Here is a 16422-nt window from a genome sequence, read left to right on the forward strand (position 1 = left end):
ACCCGTCGGACGGCCGGTGGGAGCCGGCGTACGGGATTCCCGACGGATCGCTCATCGCGGCAGGTGTTGCCGGGACTCTGCGATCAGGGCCGGGGTGAGCAGATCGCCGAAGCGGTCGGCGAGCAGTGAGATCTCGTAGCCGACCAGGCCCAGATCACTCTCGCTGCCGGCCACCACGCCGAGGACGCTGCCGCCGCGGATGACCGAGACCAGCAGGAAACCCCGGTGCATCTCGATCATGATGAGCTTGAGGCCGTCGAAGTCGTACCGGCGGGAGGCGCTGCGGGCCAGGCTGGCCAGGCTGGACACGATGGCGGCCAGCTGGTCCGCCTCGGCCCGGTTCAGCCCGTCCGAGCCGGCGATCAGCAACCCGTCGGAGGACACCGCCACGGCGTCGCGCACGCCGTCCGTCTGGTGGACGAAGTTGCCGAGCAGCCAATTGAATTGATGCCGGTCCGCCGAGGTGTCAACGCTCATCATTCTTCTTTCCAGGTTGCTGCCGAGGGGCCATTTCTGAGTACTCGTCATGAAAGCCCCGCCTTTTCGGCGTTGCCGCGCTGGATGCCGCCGCGCAGGGCGTTGAGGCGATCCCGGATCGCCTCCGGCGAATCGGCGACCGGCGCCGGCTTCTCGGCCGGGGTGGTGACCGTCTCGGCCGGGCGCGAAGGGTTGCGCTGCGTGCGGGGGATGCGCTTCTTCAGGCCATTCGCGGTACGGGGTGCGCCGTCGACGGCAACGGCTTCCTCCTGCACCACCACGTACTCGATGGCGGTGGACCGCAGGGGCCGTGTGCCGTTCGCGACGGGTGCCGGCTCCAGCCGCAGCGGTGCGGTCGGCGTGGTCGGCGCCGGTGGCTCGACGGTGGCGGTGACCTGCCGCGGGATCGGAGTGATCTTGCGGGCCGGCGCGGCCGGCCGGGGTGCGGGGCCGACCGTGTGCGGGTCGGCCAGGATCTCGGCGGGCAGCGTGATCCGCGCCGTCACACCGGTCACCGGCGACGGCGTGAGCTGCACGTCGATGCCCATCTGGAGGGCCAGCCGGCCGACCACGTAGTGGCCCAGGAAGCGGGCCGGAGCGGTGATGAAGTCGCCGCGGCCACGCAGCCGCTCGTTGGCCCGGGCCATGTCCGCCGGGGTCATGCCGATGCCCTGGTCGGTGATGGCGATCAGGTAGCTCTCGCCCATCCGGCGGCCGTGGATCTCCACGTCCACGTCCGGCGGGGAGAAGGCCAGGCCGTTCTCGATGAGCTCGGCCAGCATGTGCGCGATGCCGCTGACCGTGGAGCCGGCGACCATGGTGTCGTCGACCCGGCGCAGGGTGACCCGGCGGTACTCCTCCACCTCGGAGACCGCGGCCCGGATCACGTCGGAGACCTGCAACGGCTCGGAGAGCTGCCGGGGGCTGGCCGCACCGACCAGGACCAGCAGGCTCTCCGCGTTCCGCCGCATGCGGGTGGCCAGGTGGTCCAGTTCGAACAGGTTGGCCAGGCCGGCCGGGCTGGACTCCTCCCGTTCCAGCTTGGTGATGAAGCCGAGCTGGCGGCGCAGCAGGTTCTGGTTGCGCCGGCCCAGGTTGGCCAGCGACTCGGCGGTGGTGCGCCGCAGCATCGCCTGCTCGGTGGCCAGCGCGTACGCCGTGGCCTGCACCCGGTCGAAGGCGTCGGCCACCAGGCGGATCTCGGTGCTGGCGCCGCGCGGCACGAGCACCGGTGGCGGGGGAGCGGTGCTGTCGCCGGCCGCCGCCTGCTGGACCGCCTCCGGCAGCTGTGCGCTGGCCAGCAGGTTCGCCTCGGAGGCCAGGACGGCCAGCGGGCGGGCGACCGACCGGGACGCGACGGTGGCGAGCCAGACCGAGCCGGCCAGGCAGAGCAGCACGGCGCCGAGCAGCACGCCCATACGTGCGGTCGCGTCGTCCTCGAGGGTGGCGGCCCGCGCCGTGATGACCGACCCGATGTGGTTCTCGAGCTGGAGCATGTCGTCGAGCACCGTGGTGTGCGCGGACCACCAGGACTGCGGGTTGACCTGGAGGTATCGGTTGTCACCGGACTGGAGGGCGACCTGCTCGAAGAAGGCGGCCTCGCGGGCGGCGCCGGTGTCGAACGTGTAGTCGCGGGCGGCGCGCTCGGTGCTGTTGGCGTACCGGTCGAAGGCGGCGAGCGCGGCGTCCTTGGTGGACCGCATGGTGACGAACTGGAGGAACTCGCCGGACTTGAAGCCGCTGGCCGAGAAGACGCCGTTGAGGAAGGCCCGCTCCTGGGCGATCGCCTCCTTGATGTCGCCGAGCGCCTCCAGCGCGGCCGCGCCCCGGCGCAGCTCGGGGTCGCTGGTGCCGTCCAGGTCGAAGTCGAGGTTGCCGAGGTCGGCGATCCGGGCGGTGTAGAAGGCGAAGGTGGCGGCCCGCTCGCCGGAGCCGGTGTCGGTGCCGGCCCGTACGCCGGTCAGCCCGTCCAGCTGCTGGAGTGCGGCGCCGACCCGGTCCTCCACGTCACCGCCGTCGGCGATCAGCACCTCCAGTTGGTCGCGCCGCAGGTCGACCGCGTCGCGGGCGGGCAGCAGCTCGGCGCGGAAGCCGTCGTTGCCGCCGAGCAGCCCGGCGGTCAGGCCACGTTCGGTCTGGAGATCCTGGACCAGCTCCTGGACGCCGAGGTCGATGGTGACGGCGCGGGTGGTGTCCGAGGCGGTGCGGTAGTTGCCGACCTCACCGACGGCCACGATGGTGAGCAGCACCAGGGTGGTGGCCACCGGCAGGGCGAGGGTACGCACCACACGCCGGCGGATCGTCCCACCGGCCCGTCGTGATCGCGCCCTCTCGTCGCCGGGGTGGCTGCTGGGGGCCGGCGCGTTCCCGCCCGGCTCGGACTGCTCGGCGCCCTCAGCATGGACGGACAAGCGATCAGCTCCTCTGTCGACCGCCGGCTCGGCTCGCTCACGGCCGGCGTGCACGTCGATTCAATACGGTCGATCCGTAAAGTCTGTTGCATGAAGCGGGGGGTGGCGCGATGGAAAGCGGTCGCCGGTAATGGAACTGATCTTCGGGGACCGCCGAAACAGAATCGTCTCTTCGTCCTTGATGGTCAACAGTGCGAGCCGAAATTTACGATGGCGCAACGTCAAATCGCTTTTACGTGATCACGGATGGTGAGATGGGAGCGTTATCAGTCACCCGCTGTGAATTCCTGGGCCGCGTCGACGATCCAGTCGGCCAGGTGTGCCGCGAAGGACGCCCGCACCAGGATCCAGAACCCCGTCTCCCGGCGCCAGATGATCACCGGCGCGTGCGCCATCGTCGTCTGCGCGCAGTCGCCCACCCGGAAGACGCGCGGGTGAAGGTCGATCGCGCAACCCATGGCCAGCAGATCGAGCACCCGCGAGCCGCCCATCGCCACGGTGGTGCGCTGAGCCGACACGTCCACGGCGGAGGAGTCCGCCGATGCGGCCGAGAGCCCCGGCGGTCCGACGATCAGCCATTCATCCGGGCCGAGTTGAAGAACGTTAACATCGACAGCTGTCGAGGTGCTGGGAAGTGCTCGCACGCCGATCTGGGTCAGGAACGGCACCTCGGCCACGGTGACCGCGCCGCCGGTCGCGGCCGCCACCGCCGCCAACCGGTCCGTGGCGCCGCCCAGAGGGGAATTCCGCTCAGCCATCTCGCCGGGTTCCTTCCGGGTCGTAGAGCACCGAACCGGTGACCGCCACCGGTGTCACGCCGTCGTCGAGGGTGGCCCACAGCGTCTGCCCGATCAGGCCACGGCCGCCGCGCACCAGGGCCAGCGCGAAGGTCCGCCCCAGGGCCGCGCTGTGGTACGACGACGTCACGTGCCCCAGGGCGGCCGTCTCGTCCGGTCCGGTCAGCAGGTGCGAGCCCTCCGGCAGCAGCGTTCCGGCGTCCGGCAGCAGCCCGACCAGTTGCTTGCGGTCCGGGCGCGCGGTGTCCGTACGGGAGAAGGATCTGCGGCCGAGGAAATCGGCCTTCTTGCGCGACACCGCCCAGCTCAGCCCCAGATCGTGCGGGGTGACCGTGCCGTCGGTGTCCTGGCCGATGATCGGATAGCCCTTCTCGGCGCGTAGCACGTGCATGGTCTCGGTGCCGTAGGGCGTGATGCCGAGCGGCGCGCCGGCCGCCAGCAGCGCCTCCCACAGCGTGACCGCGTCCCACCAGCTCACGTTGATCTCGTAGGCCAGCTCGCCGGAGAAGCTGATCCGGCAGACCCGCGCTTCCAGGCCGGCCACCTCGGTGTCCCGCCACGTCATGAACGGGAAGCCCTCCCGGCTCACGTCGAGGGCGGGCGCCAGCGTGGCGAGAACCCGGCGGGAGTCCGGTCCGACCAGCGCCACGGTGGCCCACTGCTCGGTGACCGAGGTGCAGTGCACGCGCAGTTCCGGCCACTCGGTCTGGAGCCACTCCTCCATCCAGTCGAGGACCGCCGCGGCGTTGCCGGTCGTCGTGGTGACCAGGAAACGGTCCTCCGCGAGGCGGATCACGGTGCCGTCGTCGAACACCATGCCGTCCGGGCGGCACATCACGCCGTACCGGATCGCGCCCGGCGCCAGCGTGCTGATCATGTTGGTGTACAGGCGATCCAGGAACACCGCGGCGTCCGGCCCGCGCACGTCGATCTTGCCGAGGGTGGAGGCGTCCATCATCGCCACGCCCTCGCGGGCCGCCCAGCACTCGCGCAGCACGGCGGCGGCCATGTCCTCGCCCTCGCGCGGGTAGTACCACGGCCGCCGCCACTGGCCGACGTTCTCGAAGAGCGCGCCGTTCGCCTCGTGCCAGGCGTGCAGGGCGGTCACCCGGACCGGATCGAAGCGCATGCCCCGGTTCCGGCCGGCCAGCGCCGCGAAGCTCACCGGCGTGAACGGCGGCCGGAACGTCGTGACACCCAGCGCGCCGACCTCCACGCCGAGCAGTTCCGCGATCACCCCGCTGGTCAGCGCCCCGGACGTCTTGCCCTGGTCGTGCGCGGTCCCGGCGGTGGTGTAGCGCTTCACGTGCTCCGCCGAGCGCATCCCGGTCCCGGTGGCCCGGGTAAGGTCCGCCACCGTCACGTCGCGCTGGAGATCCACGAACGCGGTGGCCGGATCCCCGCCGGGCAGCGTCCAGACGGCCAGCGGCGGCGTCACCTCCGGCTCGGTGACCGCCGGCAGGACGATCTCGCCGGCCACGAGACCGGCGGCCTCGGCGGCGCGCTTCCCGGCCGCGGCGCCTTCCGCGAGACAAACCCCCAGCTTGTACGAACCCGCGGCGGCCCCGGCGACCTCCAGCGCCTGCCGGCAGTTCCCGTCCGGACGGAAGGCGGCCAGCCCGGGGTCGAAGACGAGCCGCCCACCGGCCTGGCTGTAGAGCGCGCCCACCGGGTTCCAGCCACCGGACACCAGCAGCAGGTCCGCCTCCAGACGGCGCTCGATCCCGTCCGGAGCCCGCAGCGTCACCGCCTCGACCCGCTCGGTCCCGGCCACCCCGGTGATCGCCCAGCCGTCGCGCAGGTCGGCGACCGCGGCGATCTCCACCCCGGCGGCGGCCAGATCCCGGGCCGCGTCGTGGGCGCTGTCGTTGCCGGTCAGCACCACGGCGCGGCGGCCGGGCAGGACGCCGTACCGGTTGACGTAGGTGCGCGCCGCACCGGCCAGCATGACGCCCGGCCGGTCGTTGCCGGCGAACGCGAGGGACCGCTCGTGCGCCCCGGTGGCGAGAACCACCCGGCGCGCCCGGATCCGCCACACCCGCTCCCGGGCCCGGTGCTCCGGCAGCCCCGGCCGCCGCTGCACCGCCACCACGTAGTTGTCGTCGTAGTAGCCGAACGCCGTGGTCCGGGTCAGCAGCCGCACCTCGGGGGCGGCTTCCAGCTCGGCGGTCACCCGGTCCACCCAGACCAGGTGCTCACCGGTGCCGAGCAGGCTGCCGCCCGCCCGGATCTGGTCGTCGACGACGACGACCCGGGCGCCCGACGACGCGGCCACCATGGCGGCCGCCAGCCCGGCCGGCCCGGCGCCGATGACCAGGACGTCGCAGTGCGCGTACATCCCGTCGTACCGGCCCGGGTCGGGGTCCGCCGCCAGCCGGCCCTGACCGCGCAGGCCGCGCGCCACCAGCCCGTCGTACAGCTCGACGGTGGTGGCCGTCAGCATCGGCTCCGGGAACGGCTCCTCGATCTGGACCAGCGCGTTCGGTTCCTCCACCCCGGCCGCGAAGATCCCGCGCGGCCGCCCGGTCCGGATCCCCGAGGAGACTCGGTGAACCCCGTTGGCGAGCAGCGCCGACGCGAGCGTGTCACCGGGATGCCCCTCGTACTCCCGCCCGTCGAACAGGAACGCCAGCGCGCGGCCCCGGTCCACGAGCCCACCCGATGCGGTACGGAACGGCTGGCTCATCTCAGTACCTCGTTCGTCACGGTGTCCCGGACCAGGCTGAACCAGCGACGGCACCCGGCACTGTGGCTCCACCGCTCCCGGAACGGGCCCTTCGGGTTCTCCCGGAAGAACAGGTACTTCGCCCACTCGGAGTCGGAGAGCGCGTCCGGCTCGGCCGGATAGGCCACCCCGGCCTGCCCTCCGTAGTGGAACTCGGACTCGTCACGTGGCCCGCACCAGGGGCAGGGGATGAGCATCATGGTGTTCCTCGCAGCTGAGTGGCTCAGTGGGCGACCGCGGCGGCGCCGTGCTCGTCGACGAGCGCTCCGGTGACGAAGCGCTCCAGGCTGAACGGGGCGTTCAGCGGGTGGGGTTCGCCGTGCGCCACGGTGTGCGCGTAGCACCAGCCCACCCCGGGAGTGGCCTTGAACCCGCCGGTGCCCCACCCGCAGTTCAGGAAGAGGCCGTCCACCTCCGACAGGCCGACGATCGGGGAGGCGTCCGGGGTGACGTCCACGATCCCGCCCCAGGTACGCAGCACGTGCGCCCGGGCGAAGAACGGGAACAGCTCCAGCGCGGCCGCCATCTGCCGCTCGATGATGTGGAAGGCGCCGCGCTGCCCGTAGCCGTTCCAGGTGTCGATGCCGGCGCCCATCACCAGCTCGCCCTTGTGCGCCTGGCTCACATAGACGTGGACGGCGTTCGACATGACCACCGTCGGGTGTACCGGCTCCAGCAGCTCGGAGACGAGCGCCTGCAACGGGTGGCTCTGCAACGGCAGGTCGATCCCGGCCATCCTCGCCACCACCGAGGTGTGCCCGGCCGCGCTCAGCGCCACCCGCCCCGCCCCGATCGTGCCGCGGGTGGTGTGCACCCCGGTGACCCGGCCGCCGCTGATCTGCAGGCCGGTCACCTCGCAGTCCTGGATGAGATCCACGCCGAGGGCGTCGGCGGCCCGCGCGTACGCCCAGGCCACGTGGTCGTGCTTGGCGATGCCGGCGCGCGGCTGGTAGGTGGCCCCGTGCACCGGGTAGCGCACGTCCGGCGAGATGTTGATGATCGGGCAGATCTCGCGGACCTGCGCGGGATCGAGCCATTCGGCGTCGATGCCGTTGAGCCGGTTGGCGTGCACCCGCCGCACGCTGTCGCGGACGTCCTGGAGGCTGTGCGCCAGATTGAGCACGCCCCGCTGGCTGAACAGGATCGGGTAGTCCAGCTCCTGTTCGAGGCCCTCCCACAGCTTGAGGGAGTGCTCGTAGATCCCGGCGCTCTCGTCCCACAGGTAGTTGGACCGGATGATCGTGGTGTTGCGGGCCATGTTGCCGCCCGCCAGCCACCCCTTCTCCAGCACCGCCACGTTGGTGATGCCGTGGTTCTTCGCCAGGTAGTAGGCGGTGGCCAGGCCGTGCCCGCCGCCGCCCACGACGATCACGTCGTAGGCGGCGGCCGGCTCCGGGTTACGCCACAGCCGATCCGGGTGGTCGACTAGCCCGCCAGCCACGCCTTCACCTTGTCCGGGTTCGCCTCGACCCACTTCTTGGCCGCGTCGGCGGCGGACATCTTGTCCTGGGCGATGTACTTGGCGACCACGTTCTGGTCGTCGTTGGTCCAGTTGAAGTTCTTCACCAGGTTGTAGGCCGGCCCGTTGGCGTCGGCGAACTTCTTGCTGACGATCTTGTCGAGGTCGTACTCGGGGTAGTCGCAGGCGACCTTCGCGGCATCCGCGTCACAACCCGCGGTGTACGCCGGCAGGCTCACCTTCTTCAGCGGCACCTCGGCCAGGAACCACTGCGGCTCGTAGAAGTAGCCGATCAGCGGCGTCTTCTTCGACTCGGCCTGCCGGAACGCGGTGATCAGCGCGGTCTCGCTGCCCGCGTACACCACCTTGTAGTCCAGCTTCAGGTTCTTCACGAGCGCCTCGTCGTTGGTGACGAACGACGGGTCGCCGTCGAGCAGCTGGCCCTTGTCACCGGACTCCGAGGTCTTGAACTGCGCCGCGTACTTGTTGAGGTTCTTGTGGTCGAGGATGTCCGGGTTCTTCTCGGCCATCCACGGCGGCACGTACCAGCCGATGATGCCCTTGTTACCGGTCGACCCGGCGGCCACCGCCACCTTCTGCTCGTCGATGTACTTCTTCTTGAGGTCGTCGTGGCCCCAGTTCTCGACGATCGCGTCCACCTCGCCGGTGGCGAAGCCCTGCCAGGAGATCTCCTCCTTGAGGTCCTTCTTCGTCACGGTGCAGCCGAGGTCCTTCTCCGCGACGTACGCGATGACCGCGGCCGTGGCCTCGTACCCGACCCACGGGTTGACGGCCAGGTTGAAGGTGCCGCAGGGGGCCGCCGCCGCGGCGGACCCCGGCGTAGTGGTTTCGCCGACCTTCTCGCCGCCGCAGGCGGTCAGGGCCAGCGCGGTGATCGTGGCGGCCGCCGCGATACGCGTCGATTTCATGATTCAGTGACCTTTCCGGGTGTTCGAGGGGGACGAGGCGCGGGCGATGCGGTCGAGCATGATGCCGAGCAGCACGATGGCCGCCCCGGCCGCGAGGCCCTTGCCGTACAACTGGCTCTGGGAGAAGCCGGCGACCACGTCGTAGCCGAGCGCACCGGCTCCGACGAGACCGCCGACGACCACCATCGACAGCACGTAGATGAGGCCCTGGTTGGCGGCGAGCGTCAGCGACCGCCGGGCCATCGGAAGCTGCACCTTGGTGATCAGCTGCCAGGTGCTGGACCCGGCGGCGGTGGCGGCCTCGACCGTGGTGGCCGGGATGCCGCGCACGCCGTCCGCGACGATCTTGATGGCGACCGGCGCGGCGAACACCACCGCCGCGACGATCGCGGTGAACCTGGTGGCCGCGAAGAGGGCCACGAACGGCACCAGGTAGACGAACGCCGGCATGGTCTGCCCGGCATCAAGGACCGGGCGGACGATCCGGTCGACGTGGCGGTTACGGCCCATCCACACGCCGAGGACGATCCCGAGCAGCATCACCAGCAGCGTCGCCACGATCGTCATGGCCAAGGTGGTCATGGCGTCCTGCCACAGGCCGGTGCCGATCAGCAGCGCCAGGCAGGCGGCGGTGACGACCGCGGCGCGCACCCCGCCGATCAGCGCGGCGAGCAGTACGGCCACCGCCGCGACCAGCCACCACGGCGACTCGGTGAGCAGCGCCTGGAGCGGATTCAGCAGGGCGTAGGTGACCAGGTTCTTGACCGCGTCGGTGACGGCGAACAGGTGGTCCTGCGCCCATACGGTCACCGTGTCGGCGCCCCGGGAGATGGCGCCGCCGATCCGGTACGTGTCCGGGAACTCGGCGGCCCACACGTACGTGTAGGACATGTAGCAGCAGGCCGCGGCCAGGATCCCGAGCAGCGCCACCAGCGGCCGCCGCAGCCGGGAGGAAGGCCCGGTCCGGCGAACCCGGTCACCGGCCGCCGTGGTGACCCGGTCCAGCACGATCGCCAGCACCACGATCGCCAGACCGGCGTTGAACGCGGTGCCCACGTCCAGCGTCTGCAACGCCTTGACCACCGACTTGCCCAGGCCGGGCGCGTCGATCAGGGCCGCGATGGTGACCATCGACAGCGCCGCCATGATCGTCTGGTTGACGCCCAGCACGATGGTGCGTTTGGACAGCGGCAGCAGGACCTTGAACAGCTTCTGCCGGCCGGTGGCGCCCAGCGACTCGGTCGCCTCGACCGCCGACGGGTGCACCGAGCGGATCCCGTGCGCGGTCAGCCGGATGGCCGGCGGCATCGCGTAGATCAGCGTGGCGATCGTCGCCGACGCCGGTCCGATCAGGAACAGCAGCGTGAGCGGCGCCAGGTAGACGAAGGTCGGCATGGTCTGCATGAAGTCGAGCGCCGGCGTGATCAGCCGGTGGAACCGGTCGGACAGCCCCGCCCAGACGCCCAGCGGGATGCCGACGAGCAGCGAGATCGCCACCGCCGCGAGGGTCAGGGCCAGGGTGTCCATGCTCTCGGTCCACAGGCCCTGCAACCCGAGCAGGACGAACCCGCCGGCGGCCAGCAGCGCTACGCGCCAATTCCCGAAGACCCAGGAGACGTACGCGACGAGCGCCACCACGCCCAGCCAGCCCAGCACCGGCACCGGCCGCCCGTACGACGGTTGCGCGATCAGGTCCTGGAGGAACGTGACCAGGGCGTCGATGGCCGCCCGGATCTCGTTGAAGAAGTACAGGAACACCGGACTGCTGTCGCGGTTGGCGCCGACCGTGTCGTTGACGTCGTTGAGCCACCGGTGCAGCGGGGTCAGATCGGCCGGGGACAGGCCGAGGGTGTGCATGCCGTGCACCGGGATCCACAGCACCACCCAGGCCAGCAGCACCGCGGCCACCAGCACCGGCCGGCCGATCCGGCGGCCGGCGGACCGCGGTGCGGCGAGGGTCGTGACGGCCATCAGACGCCGGCCTCCGCACCGGTGACGACGGTCAGGATCTCCTCGCCGGTGACGACGCCGAGCAGTTCCCCGTCCTGGACGACCCGGACCGGCGCGCTCGCGGCGAGAACCGTCCGGACCGCGTCCCGGACGATCACGTCCGGGCCCAGCTCCGGGCCGTCCAGGTCGTCGTCCGGGCGGGGCCGGCGCATCACCCGGCGCAGCGTGAGCACATGCGACTTCGGCACGTCCCGGACGAAGTCGCGCACGTAGTCGTCGGCCGGCGCGCCGACCAACTCGTCGCCGGTGCCGCACTGCACGGCCGCGCCGTCCCGCATGATCAGGATCCGGTCGCCGAGCTTCAGCGCCTCGGACAGGTCGTGGGTGATGAACACCATCGTCTTGCCGACCTCGCGGTGCAGCCGGATGACCTCGTTCTGCATGTCCCGCCGGATCAGCGGGTCCAGCGCCGAGAACGGCTCGTCGAAATAGAGCACGTCCGGGTCGACGGCCAGCGCCCGGGCCAGGCCGACCCGCTGCTGCATGCCGCCGGACAGCTGGTCGGGGTAGCTGTGCTCGTACCCGTCCAGGCCGACCAGCTCGATGACCTCCCGGGCCCGGCGGTCGCGTTCGGCCCGGCCGGCGCCCCGGATCTCCAGCCCGTACGCCACGTTGTCGACGACCTGCCGGTAGGGGAGCAGCCCGAAGTTCTGGAAGACCATCGAGAACTTGTGCCGGCGCAGGTCGCGCAGCCGCCGGCGGCCGGCGTCCAGGATGTCCTCACCCTCGAACACCACCTTCCCGGCGGTCGGTTCGACGAGCCGGGTCAGGCAGCGGACCAGCGTCGACTTGCCGGACCCGGACAGGCCCATGACCACGAACACCTCACCCGGCGCCACGTCGAACGACACCTCCCGGACCGCGGCCGTGCAGCCGGTCCGGTCGGCGAGCTCGCGCCGGGACAGCGCGGCCAGCTCGGCCGAGCGTGGCACCCGGTCCGCCTTGGGCCCGAACACCTTCCACAGGTCCCGGACCGAGATGACGGCCTCGGTGGTCATCACGAACTCCAATGCTCAGGGACGGAACCAGTGCTGCGGCCGTGGGTCGATGTTCTGCCAGACGTGCTTGACCTCGCGGTACTCGTCCAGGCCGCGCGGGCCCAGCTCGCGGCCCACACCGGACTGCTTGAACCCGCCCCACTCGGCCTGCGGCACGTACGGGTGGTAGTCGTTGATCCACACGGTGCCGTGCCGCAGCCGGCCGGCGACCCGCTGCGCCCGCCCGGCGTCCCGCGTCCACACCGCCCCGGCCAGCCCGTAGTGCGTGTCGTTGGCGATCCGGACCGCCTCGTCCTCGCCACGGAACGTCTCCACGGTGAGCACCGGCCCGAACGACTCCTCGGTCACCACGCTCATCCCGGACCGGCAGCCGTCCAGAACCGTGGGCAGGTAGTAGAACCCGCCGGCCAGCTCCGGGTCGTCCGGGCGCCGGCCGCCGCAGCGCAGCTTCGCGCCCTCGGCGAGCCCGGCCGCGACGTACGCCTCCACCTTGGCCAGATGGGCCGCCGAGATGAGCGGCCCGGTCTCGGCGTCCGGGTCGAACGGGCCGCCCAGCCGGATCCGCGCGGCCCGCTCCACGACCGCGTCCACGAACTCGTCGTGCAGCGACTCCTCGACGATCAGCCGCGCCCCGGCCGAGCAGACCTGCCCCGAGTGCAGGAAGACCGCGGTGAGCGCGAAGTCCACCGCGGTCTCCACGTCGGCGTCGGCGAACACCACGTTCGGGTTCTTGCCGCCGAGTTCCAGGGCCACCCGCTTCACCGTGGCGGCGGCCGCGGCCATCAGCCTCCGCCCGGTGGCCAGGCTGCCGGTGAACGAGATCAGGTCGACCCGGGGGTCCTCGGCCAGCGGCGCGCCGACCTCGGGGCCGGCGCCGAGCACCAGGTTCGCCACCCCGTCCGGCAGCCCGGCCTCGGCCAGCAGGTTCGTCAGCCGGATCGCGGTCGACGGGGTGAGCTCGCTGGGTTTGAGCACGAACGTGTTCCCGGCGGCCAGCGCCGGGGCGACCTTCCAGGACGTCTGGAGCAGCGGATAGTTCCACGGCGTGATCAGCCCGCACACGCCGATCGGCTCGTGCGTGATCCGGCTGATCGCGTCGGTGCGGCCGGTCTCGATGACCCGGCCCGCGTCGGTCGCCGCGATGCCCGCGAAGTACCGGAAGGCCTTCGCCACGTCCGCCATGTCGTACTCGCTCTCGACCAGGCGTTTGCCGGTGTCGAGCGACTCGGCGCGGGCCAGCTCCCCGGCGTCGCGGTCGATCAGGGCGGCGACCCGGTACAGCAGGTCGCCCCGCTCGACCGCCGGGGTGCGCGGCCACGGGCCGTCGTCGAACGCCCGCCGGGCCACCGCGATCGCGGCGAGCGTGTCGCCGCGGGTGTGCTCGGGGACCTCCGCGACGAGGCTGCCGTCGGCCGGGTTGCGGATCTCCCGGGTGGCGGTCACCGGTCGCTGCCCTGCCGGAAGAACGGCACCGGCTCCGCGGCCAGGGGAGTGTTGCCGAGGATCAGGTCGGCCGCCTTCTCGGCGACCATCATCACCGGGGCGTAGATGTTGCCGTTCGTGACGTACGGCATGACCGAGGCGTCGACGACCCGCAGCCCGTCGACTCCGTGCACCCGCATGCTCCCCGGATCGACCACCGACATCTCGTCGACACCCATCCTGGCCGTACAGGAGGGGTGCAGCGCGGTCTCGCCCTCCCGTCTCACCCAGTCGAGGATCTCCTCGTCCGACTCGACCGCGGGACCGGGGGAGATCTCGCCACCGTTGTACGGATCGAGCGCCGCCTGACCGAGGATGTTCCGGGCCACCCGGACCGCCTCCACCCACTCGCGCCGGTCCTGATCGGTGGAGAGGTAGTTGAACCGCAGCGCCGGATGCTCCCGCGGATCCCGGCTGACGATCTTCACGCTGCCCCGGGCGTCGGAGTACATCGGACCGACGTGCACCTGGTAGCCGTGGCCACCGGCGGGCGCCGAGCCGTCGTAGCGGACCGCGATCGGCAGGAAGTGGAACATCAGGTTCGGGTAGGCGACGGTGTCGTTGGACCGGACGAAGCCGCCCGCCTCGAAGTGGTTGGTCGCCGCCGGACCGCCGCGCAGGAACAGCCACTGCGCGCCGATCCAGGGCCGGTGCCGCCATTTCAGGTAGGGCTGCATCGACACCGGTTGTGTGCAGGCGTACTGGACGTACACCTCGAGGTGGTCCTGGAGGTTCTCGCCGACGCCGGGCAGGTGGTGGACCGGGTCGACGCCGAGGGCGGACAGCTCGGCCGCGTTGCCCACACCGGACAATTGCAGCAGCTGGGGCGTGTTGATGGCGCCGCCGCAGAGGACGACCTCACCGGCGTGCACCCGTCGCGGAGCGCCGCCGCGGCGGGTGGTGAACTCGACGCCCACCGCCCGCTTCCCGTCGAAGACGACCCTGGACACGTGCGCGCGTGTCCGTACCGTGAGATTGGGTCTTCTCATGGCGGGATGCAGATAGGCGCGAGCCGCGCTGAGACGGCGACCCCGGCGGATGTTGCGGTCGAAGAGGGCGAAGCCCTCCTGGCGCTCACCGTTGACGTCGGCGGTGGCCGGATATCCGGCCTGGCGGCTCGCCTCCAGCATGGCCTGGAACAGCGGGTTCGTCCCGGGACCGCGCTCCAGCACCAGCGGGCCGTCGTGGCCGCGGAACGGATCGTCCGGGTCGGCGGCCAGGCACGACTCCATCTTCTTGAAGTACGGCAGGCAGTGCGCGTAGTCCCAGTCCGCCATGCCCGGATCGGCGGCCCAGCGTTCGTAGTCCAGCGGGTTGCCGCGCTGGAAGATCATGCCGTTGATGCTGCTGGAGCCGCCGAGGACCTTGCCGCGGGCGTGGTAGACGCGGCGGCCGAACATGTGCGGCTCGGGCTCCGACCGGTATTTCCAGTCGTAGAAGCGGCTGCCGATCGGGAAGGTCAGCGCCGCCGGCATGTGGATGAAGACGTCCCACGGATAGTCCGGGCGTCCCGCCTCCAGCACGAGGACCCTGGTGGCCGGATCCTCGGAGAGCCGGGCGGCGAGGGCGGAGCCGGCCGAGCCGCCGCCGACGATGACGAAGTCGTACCGGTCGGTCATGGGCGGGCCTGTTCGGAGAGCGCCACGTGGACGACGCCGTCGGTCACCCGGACCCGATGGGTGCGGACCGGCTTCTTCGCCGGCGGCGCGTCGACCGCGCCGGAGCGCAGGTCGAACCGGGAGGCGTGCAGCGGGCACTCCACCTCGCAGCCCTCCAGCCAGCCGTCGGCCAGGGAGGCGTCCTGGTGCGTACAGGTGTCGTCGATGGCGAAGACCTCTCCGTCCTCGGTGTGGAAGATCGCCACCGGCGGGTCGGTCTCCCACCGGTACGCCTCTCCCGGCGGGATCGTGCTGAGCGGGCACACGGGCTGGAACATCAGGCCTCCTGCGGGACCGCGCGCACCTGGCGGCGCCATCGGGTGAACGACTTCGGCCGGTTCATGCCGAGCACCGCGACCGGATGCCCGTCGCGCTCGTAGACGGCCAGGAAGTCGCGCCGCTCCGGGTCGCCCTCGACGATCCGGACCGCGTCGCCCGGCTCCCGGCGGCCGGCGAACTGGATGCGCACGCCGTACTGGTCGGACCAGAGGTAGGGCTGCCGGGCCGGTGGCGGGGTGCCGCCGAGCAGGGTGGCCACCGCGGTCGCCGGATGGTCCATGGCGTGCGACCAGTGCTCGTTGCGGACGCCCGCGGCCACCGCACAGTCGCCGGTCGCCACCACGGTGGGCAGGCTCGTCGCGCCGTACGCGTCGGTCACCACCCCGCCCGCGAGGGCCAGCCCGGATCCGTCCAGCCACTCCACATCGGGCACCGCGCCGATCCCGGCCACCACGACGTCGGCCGGCAGCCGGGTGCCGTCGGCCAGTTCGACCGCCTCCACACGATCGGAACCGGTCAGTCCGCGTACCGGGACGCCGGTCAACAGCCGTACCCCGTGGTCGCCGTGCAGCGCGGCGCAGACCGCGCCCATCTCACGCCCGAGCGGACCGGCCAGCGGGGTGTCCAGGGCCTCGACGACGGTGACGTCGCAGCCGAGCGACCGGGCGCTGGAGGCGACCTCGGCGCCGATGAAGCCCGCGCCGATGATCACCACGTTCGGGCGCCGCCGGAGGTCGTCGCGCAGGGCGACGGCGTCGTCCAGCGTGCGCAGGGTCCGGGAACGGCCGAACGTCCGGGCCCGTGCTCCGGTCGCGATGACCACGCCGTCCGCCCGGACCTCCGTGCCGTCGTCGAGATGGACGCTGCGCCCGCGTGGATCCAGCCGGGTCGCCGTGACGCCCAGGCGCCAGTCGATGCCGAGGTCCTCGTGGTCGAGGGCGAGGTCGTTCTCGGTGCAGGCGCCGGTCAGGAAGTCCTTGGACAGCGGCGGGCGGTCATAGGGGTGGCGGCGCTCGGCTCCGATGAGGATGATCTCGCCGGAGAAGGACTGCCGGCGCAGCGCGCGTGCGGCGGCGAGGCCGGACAGGGAAGCGCCGACGATCGCGACTTTCTCCACGCCGGTAATCGCCCCCTGTTGTGGAACACGAAACAGTCAGTGAGATCCGCAACAGCCTGTCGGGGGATTGATCGATAGTC

The 16422-nt window shown here is 71.5% G+C and carries 13 protein-coding genes; all 13 read right to left on the minus strand.

Annotation, left to right across the window (positions count from 1 at the left end):
* Window positions 1-51 precede the first annotated feature (51 nt).
* The 13 genes from IEZ13_RS35610 to IEZ13_RS35670 all read right to left on the minus strand — a co-directional run bounded on the left by IEZ13_RS35610 (window position 52) and on the right by IEZ13_RS35670 (window position 16342).
* Window positions 52-477, minus strand: a complete 426-nt coding sequence (locus IEZ13_RS35610) for a roadblock/LC7 domain-containing protein (protein ID WP_183219981.1) — start codon at window positions 475-477, stop codon at window positions 52-54.
* Between the two features lie 47 nt (window positions 478-524).
* Window positions 525-2888: a sensor histidine kinase gene (locus tag IEZ13_RS35615; RefSeq protein ID WP_183219983.1), complete on the minus strand. Its 2364-nt coding sequence runs from the start codon at window positions 2886-2888 to the stop codon at window positions 525-527.
* Between the two features lie 266 nt (window positions 2889-3154).
* Window positions 3155-3646, minus strand: coding sequence for a sarcosine oxidase subunit gamma (locus tag IEZ13_RS35620; RefSeq protein WP_183219985.1), 492 nt, complete (start codon window positions 3644-3646; stop codon window positions 3155-3157).
* Entirely contained in the window at window positions 3639-6371 is a 2733-nt protein-coding gene (locus IEZ13_RS35625) for a 2Fe-2S iron-sulfur cluster-binding protein (protein WP_183219987.1), read from the minus strand. The genes IEZ13_RS35620 and IEZ13_RS35625 overlap by 8 nt, the downstream gene beginning before the upstream one ends.
* Window positions 6368-6610 carry a sarcosine oxidase subunit delta gene (locus IEZ13_RS35630; RefSeq protein WP_183219989.1) on the minus strand — a complete coding sequence of 81 codons (243 nt, stop codon included), beginning with the start codon at window positions 6608-6610 and terminating at the stop codon, window positions 6368-6370. Before IEZ13_RS35630 ends, IEZ13_RS35625 begins: the two co-directional genes overlap by 4 nt.
* Window positions 6611-6633: 23 nt before the next feature.
* Window positions 6634-7851 carry a sarcosine oxidase subunit beta family protein gene (locus IEZ13_RS35635; RefSeq protein WP_183219991.1) on the minus strand — a complete coding sequence of 406 codons (1218 nt, stop codon included), beginning with the start codon at window positions 7849-7851 and terminating at the stop codon, window positions 6634-6636.
* Window positions 7836-8798 carry an ABC transporter substrate-binding protein gene (locus tag IEZ13_RS35640; protein WP_183219993.1) on the minus strand — a complete coding sequence of 321 codons (963 nt, stop codon included), beginning with the start codon at window positions 8796-8798 and terminating at the stop codon, window positions 7836-7838. The genes IEZ13_RS35635 and IEZ13_RS35640 overlap by 16 nt, the downstream gene beginning before the upstream one ends.
* A 3-nt stretch (window positions 8799-8801) precedes the next feature.
* A complete protein-coding gene (locus tag IEZ13_RS35645) occupies window positions 8802-10769 on the minus strand; it encodes an ABC transporter permease (protein WP_183219995.1) in 1968 nt (655 codons plus the stop codon).
* Window positions 10769-11806, minus strand: a complete 1038-nt coding sequence (locus tag IEZ13_RS35650) for a quaternary amine ABC transporter ATP-binding protein (RefSeq protein ID WP_183219997.1) — start codon at window positions 11804-11806, stop codon at window positions 10769-10771. Before IEZ13_RS35650 ends, IEZ13_RS35645 begins: the two co-directional genes overlap by 1 nt.
* Window positions 11807-11821: 15 nt before the next feature.
* Window positions 11822-13249 (minus strand): aldehyde dehydrogenase family protein, encoded by a 1428-nt coding sequence (locus IEZ13_RS35655; protein ID WP_183220000.1) that lies wholly within the window; start codon window positions 13247-13249, stop codon window positions 11822-11824.
* Window positions 13246-14907, minus strand: a complete 1662-nt coding sequence (gene betA, locus IEZ13_RS35660) for a choline dehydrogenase (protein ID WP_183220002.1) — start codon at window positions 14905-14907, stop codon at window positions 13246-13248. The genes IEZ13_RS35655 and betA overlap by 4 nt, the downstream gene beginning before the upstream one ends.
* Entirely contained in the window at window positions 14904-15224 is a 321-nt protein-coding gene (locus IEZ13_RS35665) for a bifunctional 3-phenylpropionate/cinnamic acid dioxygenase ferredoxin subunit (protein WP_183220003.1), read from the minus strand. Before IEZ13_RS35665 ends, betA begins: the two co-directional genes overlap by 4 nt.
* A complete protein-coding gene (locus IEZ13_RS35670; protein WP_183220004.1) occupies window positions 15224-16342 on the minus strand; it encodes an NAD(P)/FAD-dependent oxidoreductase in 1119 nt (372 codons plus the stop codon). Before IEZ13_RS35670 ends, IEZ13_RS35665 begins: the two co-directional genes overlap by 1 nt.
* Window positions 16343-16422 lie beyond the last annotated feature (80 nt).

The organism is Actinoplanes campanulatus, assembly GCF_014647795.1.
In the GTDB taxonomy this organism is placed as follows: Bacteria; Actinomycetota; Actinomycetes; order Mycobacteriales; family Micromonosporaceae; genus Actinoplanes; species Actinoplanes campanulatus.

Excerpts from the sequence above, each read along its gene's own strand:
- IEZ13_RS35645 (WP_183219995.1), bottom strand. The coding sequence starts at position 10,769 with ATGGCCGTCACGACCCTCGCCGCACCGCGGTCCGCCGGCCGCCGGATC.
- IEZ13_RS35620 (WP_183219985.1), bottom strand. The coding sequence starts at position 3,646 with ATGGCTGAGCGGAATTCCCCTCTGGGCGGCGCCACGGACCGGTTGGCG.
- IEZ13_RS35640 (WP_183219993.1), bottom strand. The coding sequence starts at position 8,798 with ATGAAATCGACGCGTATCGCGGCGGCCGCCACGATCACCGCGCTGGCC.
- IEZ13_RS35650 (WP_183219997.1), bottom strand. The coding sequence starts at position 11,806 with ATGACCACCGAGGCCGTCATCTCGGTCCGGGACCTGTGGAAGGTGTTC.
- betA (WP_183220002.1), bottom strand. The coding sequence starts at position 14,907 with ATGACCGACCGGTACGACTTCGTCATCGTCGGCGGCGGCTCGGCCGGC.
- IEZ13_RS35610 (WP_183219981.1), bottom strand. The coding sequence starts at position 477 with ATGAGCGTTGACACCTCGGCGGACCGGCATCAATTCAATTGGCTGCTC.
- IEZ13_RS35630 (WP_183219989.1), bottom strand. The coding sequence starts at position 6,610 with ATGATGCTCATCCCCTGCCCCTGGTGCGGGCCACGTGACGAGTCCGAG.
- IEZ13_RS35665 (WP_183220003.1), bottom strand. The coding sequence starts at position 15,224 with ATGTTCCAGCCCGTGTGCCCGCTCAGCACGATCCCGCCGGGAGAGGCG.
- IEZ13_RS35625 (WP_183219987.1), bottom strand. The coding sequence starts at position 6,371 with ATGAGCCAGCCGTTCCGTACCGCATCGGGTGGGCTCGTGGACCGGGGC.